Annotated in this window: 5 protein-coding genes; all 5 read right to left on the bottom strand. The window is 63.2% G+C overall.

Annotated features, from left to right (window positions below):
- Positions 1 to 889, bottom strand: an 889-nt coding sequence (locus AHiyo1_RS04035) for a magnesium chelatase domain-containing protein (RefSeq protein ID WP_148667434.1), incomplete at its 3' end; no start/stop codon positions are given.
- Positions 890 to 1246 carry a YraN family protein gene (locus tag AHiyo1_RS04030; RefSeq protein WP_059387679.1) on the bottom strand — a complete coding sequence of 119 codons (357 nt, stop codon included), beginning with the start codon at positions 1244 to 1246 and terminating at the stop codon, positions 890 to 892. It lies immediately after the preceding gene.
- A gap of 114 nt (positions 1247 to 1360) precedes the next feature.
- Positions 1361 to 1705, bottom strand: a complete 345-nt coding sequence (locus tag AHiyo1_RS04025) for a DUF2469 domain-containing protein (RefSeq protein ID WP_059387678.1) — start codon at positions 1703 to 1705, stop codon at positions 1361 to 1363.
- A 78-nt stretch (positions 1706 to 1783) separates the two neighbouring features.
- Complete coding sequence (locus AHiyo1_RS04020) at positions 1784 to 2521, bottom strand: ribonuclease HII (protein WP_059387677.1); 738 nt, start codon at positions 2519 to 2521, stop codon at positions 1784 to 1786.
- Positions 2521 to 3295, bottom strand: a 775-nt coding sequence (gene lepB / locus AHiyo1_RS04015) for a signal peptidase I (protein ID WP_059387676.1), incomplete at its 5' end; no start/stop codon positions are given. The genes AHiyo1_RS04020 and lepB, both read right to left, overlap by 1 nt.

The raw sequence follows: 3295 nt of genomic DNA, 5'->3' as shown, positions 1-3295 counted from the left end.
GCCGCGGCAGGCCGGAACCGCCGCCGATGATCGCTGCCGCGGTGGCGCTGTGATGGGGATTCTCAAAGGGCGGCCGGCGCAACAGCCGTACCGAATCAACATGGACAGCCGAAAGCGAATGGATCGCCGTGACCTCCATGGCTTCCCGGTCCCCCAAATCAGGCAAGAGTCCCGGGAGCCGCTCGGCAAGCATCGTCTTGCCGGCACCGGGCGGACCGCAAAGCAGCACATGATGTGCCCCGGCTGCCGCAACCTCCAAGGCGCGGCGGGCATCGCCCTGCCCCGAGACATCACAAAGATCCGGAACAACAGCGGCAGCGGCGTCCTGATCCCCTGCGACCTCGCCGTCGGCCGGGTCGTAATCGAGGGCCAGGTCCTGCGGGTTGGCCCCGAAATCAAACGCAAGACGAGCCAGGGTCTTGTAGCCACGGACCACCGCCCCGGGTACCAACTCGGCCTCGGCGACGTTGGCGTGGGCCACAACAATCTTGGGGTGGCCTGCTTGAACAGCCGCCATGACCGCCGGCAAGATGCCGCGAACGGGCCTCAACCTGCCATCCAGTCCCAACTCGGAGATGAAGACTGTGTCTTCTGTGGAACGGATATCGCCCGCGGCGCGCAATACTGCCATGGTGATCGCGAGGTCGAAACCCGAGCCACGCTTCGGCAGGGAGGCCGGAATCAGGTTTGCGGTGATCTTTCGACGACTCAGCGGGATGCCTGAGTTCTGTGCCGCGGAGCGGATGCGTTCCTTGGCTTCGTTCAGGGAGGCATCCGGCAGCCCCAGGATCACGAAATTGGGGAGGGTTTGGCCGATATCTGCCTCGACCTCCACGATGTAGCCGTTCAGGCCCAACAGCGCCACGGAGTAGCTTCGGCCGACTCCCATCTAGCCCACGCCCCTGAGGTGTTCGAGCTGGGGCTCGCCCACCCCGTCGTCGATGATTCCCACGACGTCCACCCGGCGGAGCACGGCGCGCACCTCGTGGTCACGGCACCATGACCCGGCCAGGCGGTGGAGCCGGGCGAGTTTGGCCGCGCCGACCGCTTCGAAAGGATGCCCATAGGCCAGGTTCTTCCGGGTTTTGACCTCTGCGATCACCAAGGTGTCGCCGTCGAGCGCCACGATGTCGATCTCGCCGTCGGAGCATCTCCAATTGCGGTCCACAATCCGCATTCCCTGGGTTTCAAGGAAAGCTACGGCCAGCGTTTCACCGCGCTGTCCCAACACGTCTTTGGCTTTCATGACCACCTCCGCTTCCAGCCTGGAGGCGCGGAGAAGTCAAAGACAGGGGGCAGTTCGGCTATGTGGGAAAACTCCGTCAGTCAGACGGTGTGGAGGACAAGTTGCCGGGCTTAGCTAATTGCCCAGGTTGCCGAGATCCCCCAGATCGCCATCCTTCGGCAAGGAAAGTTCCTCGCTGCGCGGAAGTTCTTCGACGTTGACGTCCTTGAACGTAATGACCCGGACATTCTTCACGAATCGGGCCGAACGGTAGACGTCCCACACCCAGGCGTCCTGGAGCGTCAGGTCGAAATAGACCTCGCCATCGGCGCTGCGGGCCTGCAGGTCGACGTGGTTCGCCAAATAGAACCGCCGTTCGGTCTCGACAACGTAGCTGAACAAACCAACGACGTCGCGGTATTCGCGGTAGAGCTGCAGCTCCATGTCGGTTTCGTAGTTCTCAAGATCCTCGGCACTCATAGATCCATCTTGCACCATAGAGCGGGCAGGCGCCGCCACGGCCGGGCCGGCGGCATCCAAGGCAAGGAAAAGCGAAGGCTAGACCAGGTTCCAGCTGGTCCGGTGGTACGGAGTGGGACCCAACGATCTGATGGCGTCGCGGTGGAAGGACGTGGCGTAGCCCTTGTTCTCATTCCAGCCGAAGGCCGGATATTCCTCGTGCAGCCCGACCATGATGCGGTCCCGGGCAACCTTGGCCAGCACGCTGGCGGCCGCCACGCTGAGGCAGCTCAAGTCCGCCTTCACACGGGTGTGCACCGGCGCCTCGCAAGCGGGCCCGGACGGCTCGGTATCGAACAAGGAACCTTGGTTCTGGGGAGAAAGCCAGTTGTGGCTCCCATCCAGGAGCACCAGGTCCGGATGCACGCCCGAGGCGAGAATCTCGAACCAGGCGCGTGTGCCGGCAAGGCGCAGGGCACCCACGATGCCCAGCGCATCGATCTCCACTGAACTTGCGTGGCCCACTGCGGCGCCAACCGCCCATTCGCGTACCAGCGGTTCCAACCGCTCGCGGTCCTCGGGCTTGAGAAGCTTGCTGTCGCGGACATCGGCGAGCAGGCCGTGGTCCCTGAGGTCGACGACGGCGATCCCCACCGACACCGGTCCGGCGAGGGCTCCGCGGCCTACTTCGTCGACTCCGGCCAGAAGCGTGACCCCTGGAGCCAGGAATCCCCGTTCGACGTCCAGGGTGGGAAAATCAGGAGCGTGTTTGGTCCGCGCGGCGGGTTTCCGCTGCGTTCGAACCGGCGTTGCCGCTCGCGCTCCCGCGGGAACCATCACTTGCTCGCTGGAGCCGTGGGTGAAGCCGTGTTCTGGGGCGACGGCGAAGGAACGTTGCGGAAGACCTCGGAGTGGTTGTCAAGGATCTGCCACCGGTTGATGGGCCACGCAATAACCGTTGCTTTGCCTTCGACGTCGGCGATGTCGATGAAACCACCATTGACCGATTGGTGTTCGCGGGAGTCGGCCGAGTTGTTGCGGTTGTCGCCCATAACCCAAATTTTGCCCGCAGGGACCACTACATCGAAAGACTTTGCCATGGGGACCTGGGCAGGATTGATGTAGCTCTCGTTGAGGACCGTGCCATTGACGCTGACCCGCGCTGAACTGTCGCAGCAGGAGACCCTGTCCCCCGGCAGGCCGATCACGCGCTTGACGAGGTGCTGATTGGTCTCGTCCGGAAGCAGTCCGACGAAGACGAGACCGTCCTGGAACCATTTGAAGGGTCCGGGAGTCGTCTTCTGCGTGGGCGGCAGCCAACCTTGTGCGTCCTTGAAGACCACGATGTCGCCCCGCTCCAGCGCGAAAGGTTGCGGGACCAGCAGATTAACGAAGATCCGGTCGTCAACGTCAAGGGTGTTGACCATTGACTCCGAAGGAATGAAGAAGGCACGGAACAGGAAAGTCTTGATGAGGAAGGACAATACGATGGCGATGACCACCACCGTGCCGATTTCCCTGAGCCAGCCGAGGAACGGACTGCCGTGGGTTTTAGCGGGAGTTTCGGAGCGATCGCTTTCGCCCGATTCCGGCCGTGAGCTCCGCCGTGCG

This window comes from Arthrobacter sp. Hiyo1, assembly GCF_001263615.2.
Taxonomy (GTDB): domain Bacteria; phylum Actinomycetota; class Actinomycetes; order Actinomycetales; family Micrococcaceae; genus Arthrobacter.
The sequence above is the reverse complement of the archived record's forward strand: the minus strand, read 5'-3'. Positions and strand labels throughout refer to the sequence as shown.

Bases quoted from the DNA above. Each gene is read 5' to 3' on its own strand.
- AHiyo1_RS04020 (WP_059387677.1), bottom strand. From the start codon at position 2,521: ATGGTTCCCGCGGGAGCGCGAGCGGCAACGCCGGTTCGAACGCAGCGG.
- AHiyo1_RS04030 (WP_059387679.1), bottom strand. From the start codon at position 1,246: ATGAAAGCCAAAGACGTGTTGGGACAGCGCGGTGAAACGCTGGCCGTA.
- AHiyo1_RS04025 (WP_059387678.1), bottom strand. From the start codon at position 1,705: ATGAGTGCCGAGGATCTTGAGAACTACGAAACCGACATGGAGCTGCAG.